The organism is Streptomyces sp. NPDC045899 (genome assembly GCF_056431485.1).
On sequence record NZ_JBWKKP010000068.1, the window covers coordinates 1 to 4,199 of the forward strand.

The 4,199-nt window shown below is 69.3% G+C and carries 1 protein-coding gene; it reads left to right on the top strand.

The genetic code is table 11. The features are described from left to right. Positions 1–12: 12 nt before the first annotated feature. Positions 13–4,199 (top strand): type I polyketide synthase (locus AC07FT_RS36310; RefSeq protein WP_479180437.1); only part of this gene is annotated, 4,187 nt, incomplete at its 3' end.

A 4,199-nucleotide genomic window follows, 5' to 3' on the forward strand; every position in this document is an offset into this window, starting at 1 on the left:
GCGGTTTCCGAGGTGGCGTTCTACTCGACGGTGACCGGTGGTCGGGTGGATACGTCGGTGTTGGACACGGGGTATTGGGTGCGGAATCTGCGGGAGCGGGTGCGGTTCGCGGAGACGGTTGAGGTGTTGGTTGCGGATGGGTATCGGGTGTTTGTGGAGGCGAGTTCGCATCCGGTGTTGACGGTGGGGATGCAGGAGACGTTCGATGCGGTGGGTGTCGGGGCGGTGACGGTGCCGACGTTGCGTCGTGATCATGGTGGTCAGCGGCAGTTGGTGGAGTCGTTGGCGCAGGCGTTCACCGCTGGTGTGGAGGTGGACTGGACGGCCCTCTTCCCGGCCCAACCCCGCCCTCGTACCGTCGATCTCCCCACCTACGCCTTCCAGCGTCAGCGTTTCTGGGCCACCTCCGTGCCCGGAACGGGCGATGTCGGGGCCGCCGGGTTGCAACGGGTGGAACATGCCCTGCTGCCCGCCGCGGTGGGACTCGCCCATGGTGGACTGGTACTCACCGGTCGTGTTTCTGCCGGTGGTGGACATGGCTGGCTGGGCGAGCATGCCATGGCGGGCACCGTCCTGGTGCCGGGCGCGGCCCTGGCGGAGTGGGCCCTGCGCGCGGCCGACGAGGCTGGATGCGCCGGAGTGGAGGAGCTCGCGCTCCAGGTACCTCTGGTTCTCCCCGACTCGGGCGGGCTCCGCGTCCAGGTCGTCGTCGGCGAAGCCGACGACGAGGGGCGGCGCACGCTGAGCATCTACTCCCGCCCCGACCGTGACGCCGAGCCCGGCGCCGACGCGGGATGGGTGTGCCACGCCGAAGGTGTGCTGAGCCCGCCCGGAGTGGGGACGGGGCCGGAGCATCTGGGCGGGGTGTGGCCTCCGGCGAACGCGGAGTCCGTGAGCGTCGAGGGCTTCTACGAACGTGTTGTGGCGGCGGGATATGCCTACGGGCCCGCCTTCCAAGGGCTTCGTGCGGTCTGGCGGGACGGCGCTGATGTGCTCGCCGAACTCTCCCTGCCCGAGGCCGCCGGAGGCCACGAGGGATTCGGTATCCATCCGGCGCTGCTGGACGCCGCCTTGCACCCCATGCTCCTGGCCGATCGATCCGCTGCCGCCGGTGCGTCGGATGACGACGGGCGACTGTGGTTGCCGTTCGCCTGGAACGGTGTGTCCTTGTGGGCTGCCGAGGCGACGGCGATCCGCGTCCGCATCACTCCGCATGCGGATGGTGCCGACGGTGAGCGCGGGCTGCGCGTGGTCGTGGCCGATGCCGTGGGCGAGCCCGTACTGACCGTCGACTCCTTGTCGATGCGCCCGGCCGATGCCGGCCAGCTGCGTGCGGTGAGCGGACGTGACGTCGACGGGTTGCTCACCTTGGAGTGGATGCCCCTCCTCGCTGAGCCCGGTGCCCCGCACGTCCCCGACGAGGGCACCCGGGTGGTCTTGGGAGAGGCCACCCGCGCGGCGGGACCGAACGTGGCGCGTCATCCCGATCTGGCCTCGCTGGTCGCCGCCATGGACGACGGTGTGGCCGCGCCGTCCGTGGCCTTCACTTTTCTGCCGGACGTCGCCGACCTGAGCGACTCGGACGATACCGATATCGCCGCTCGGGCGGCCGCTGAGGGATTGAGCCGTGTCGAGCGCGTACTGAAGCTTGCGCAGGACTGGTTGGCGGAGCCGCGTCTGGCCGACGCCCGGCTGGTGGTGGTGACCCGGGGCGCCGTCGACGTCGGCGGCGACGAGAGCGGATCGTCCGGTGCCGGTGAGCTGGATGTGGCTGCCGCGGGAGTATGGGGATTGCTGCGGAGTGCCCAGGCCGAGAACCCGGATCGTTTCCTGCTCCTCGACCTTGACACCGACCACGAGCTCGATGCCGACCGCGACCTCGACGTCGTGGCCCTCGCCATACGGACGGACGAGTCGCAGGTGGCCCTGCGGCAGGGGCAACCGCTGGTGCCACGTCTGAAGCGTGCTCGGGATGCCGCGGGCGAAGAGCCCGACGTCGCCGAGCTGGAGAACGCACCCGGGGCGCTCGATCCTGACGGCACCGTGCTCATCACGGGTGGTACCGGCCTGCTCGGCGGTCTGGTGGCTGAGCATGTGGTGCGGGTGTGGGGTGTCCGGCATCTGTTGCTGGTGAGTCGTCGTGGTGTGGAGGCTCCGGAGGCCGGGGTGTTGGCTGCCCGGTTGGAGGAGTTGGGTGCGGGCGTGCGGATCGCGGCGGTGGATGTCACGGATGCGGGTGCGGTGGTGGATCTGGTGGCCGGGGTCGGTCCGGAGCATCCGCTGACCGGGGTCATCCATGCCGCGGGTGTCCTGGACGACGCCGTCCTCACCTCACAGACACCGGAACAGGTGGCGCGGGTGTGGGCGGCGAAGGCTACGGCCGCCGCCCATCTGCACACCGCGACGAGCGACCTCCGGCTGGGCATGTTCGTGACCTTCTCCTCGGCCGCCGGAGTGGTGGGGAACGCTGGCCAGGCCGGATACGCCGCCGCGAACGCCTTCGTCGACGCCCTGGTCGCCCACCGCCGGTCCCGTGGGCTCCCGGGACTGTCAGTGGCTTGGGGCCTGTGGGAACGGGCCAGCGCCATGACCGGGCATATGGGCCGGACCGAACTGACCCGGCTGCGCGGTATGCGGCCGCTCTCCTCCGATCGTGGACTCGCGCTGCTGGATGCCGCGTGCCGACTGTCCCAGCCCCTGGTGGTGGCCGTTGACCTGGATGTGGCGGGGTTGGCGGGTGGGGATGTGCCGGGTGTGTTGCGTGGGTTGTCGGGTGGTGGGGTGCGTCGGCGGTTGGCTGCCGGGGGTGTTGAGGTGTCTGGTCTGGTGGGGCGTTTGGCGGGGCTGGATGCTGTGGGCCGGTTGGGTGTGGTGTTGGAGGTGGTGCGTGGTGCTGTGGCGGTGGTGTTGGGGTTTGGTTCTGGTGGTGAGGTGCGGGGTGAGGCTGCGTTCAAGGAGTTGGGTTTTGATTCTTTGACGGCGGTGGAGTTGCGGAATCGGTTGTCGTCGGTGACGGGGTTGCGGCTTCCGGCGACGATGGTGTTCGACTATCCGACTCCGCGGGTGCTGGCGGAGTATCTCTGCACCCGCCTCACCGGAGCGGGCAGCGGAACGGACCGGCCCGTACTGGCCGTGTCCGATTCCGATGAGCCCGTGGCCATCATCGGAATGACCTGCCGGTTCCCCGGCGACGCGAACTCCCCGGAAGAGCTGTGGGACCTGGTCGCCGCCGGGAAGGACGTCATCGGAGACTTCCCGACCGGGCGTGGCTGGGACCTCGACCGCCTCTTCCACCCGGACCCCGACCACCCCGGAACGAGCTACGCCGATCAGGGTGCGTTCGTCCATCACGCAGATGAGTTCGATGCGGGGTTCTTCGGGATCAATCCGCGGGAGGCGCTGGCGACGGATCCGCAGCAGCGGTTGCTGCTGGAGGCGTCGTGGGAGGTGTTGGAGCGGGCCGGTATCGATCCGGTGTCGCTGAAGGGCAGCCCGACGGGTGTCTATGCGGGCGTGATGTACCACGACTACGCCGCCGGACTCAGCAGCGGAGACGATGCCAAGCTGGAGGGCTATGCGATGCTCGCCGGTTCCGGGAGTGTGGTGTCGGGCCGGGTGGCGTATTCGCTGGGTCTTGAGGGGCCGGCGGTGACGGTGGACACGGCGTGTTCGTCGTCGTTGGTGGCGATGCATCTGGCGGCGCAGGCTCTGCGTCGTGGTGAGTGTTCGCTCGCGCTGGCGGGTGGGGTGACGGTGATGGCGACCCCGGATGTGTTCACCGGTTTCTCACGTCAGCGCGGGCTGGCCCCCGATGGCCGCTGCAAGCCCTTCGCCGCCGCGGCCGACGGTACGGGCTGGGGCGAGGGCGTGGGCGTGCTCCTCCTGGAGCGTCTGTCGGAGGCCCGGCGGCAAGGGCATCGAGTGCTTGCGGTGATTCGTGGTTCTGCGGTGAATCAGGATGGTGCGTCGAATGGGTTGACGGCGCCGAATGGTCCGTCGCAGCAGCGGGTGATTCGTCAGGCGTTGGCGAGTGCGCGGTTGTCGGTGTCGGATGTTGATGCGGTGGAGGCGCATGGTACGGGGACGACGCTGGGTGATCCGATTGAGGCTCAGGCGTTGTTGGCGACGTATGGGCAGGGTCGGTCGGGGGATCGGCCGTTGTGGTTGGGGTCGGTGAAGTCGAATATCGGTCATACGCA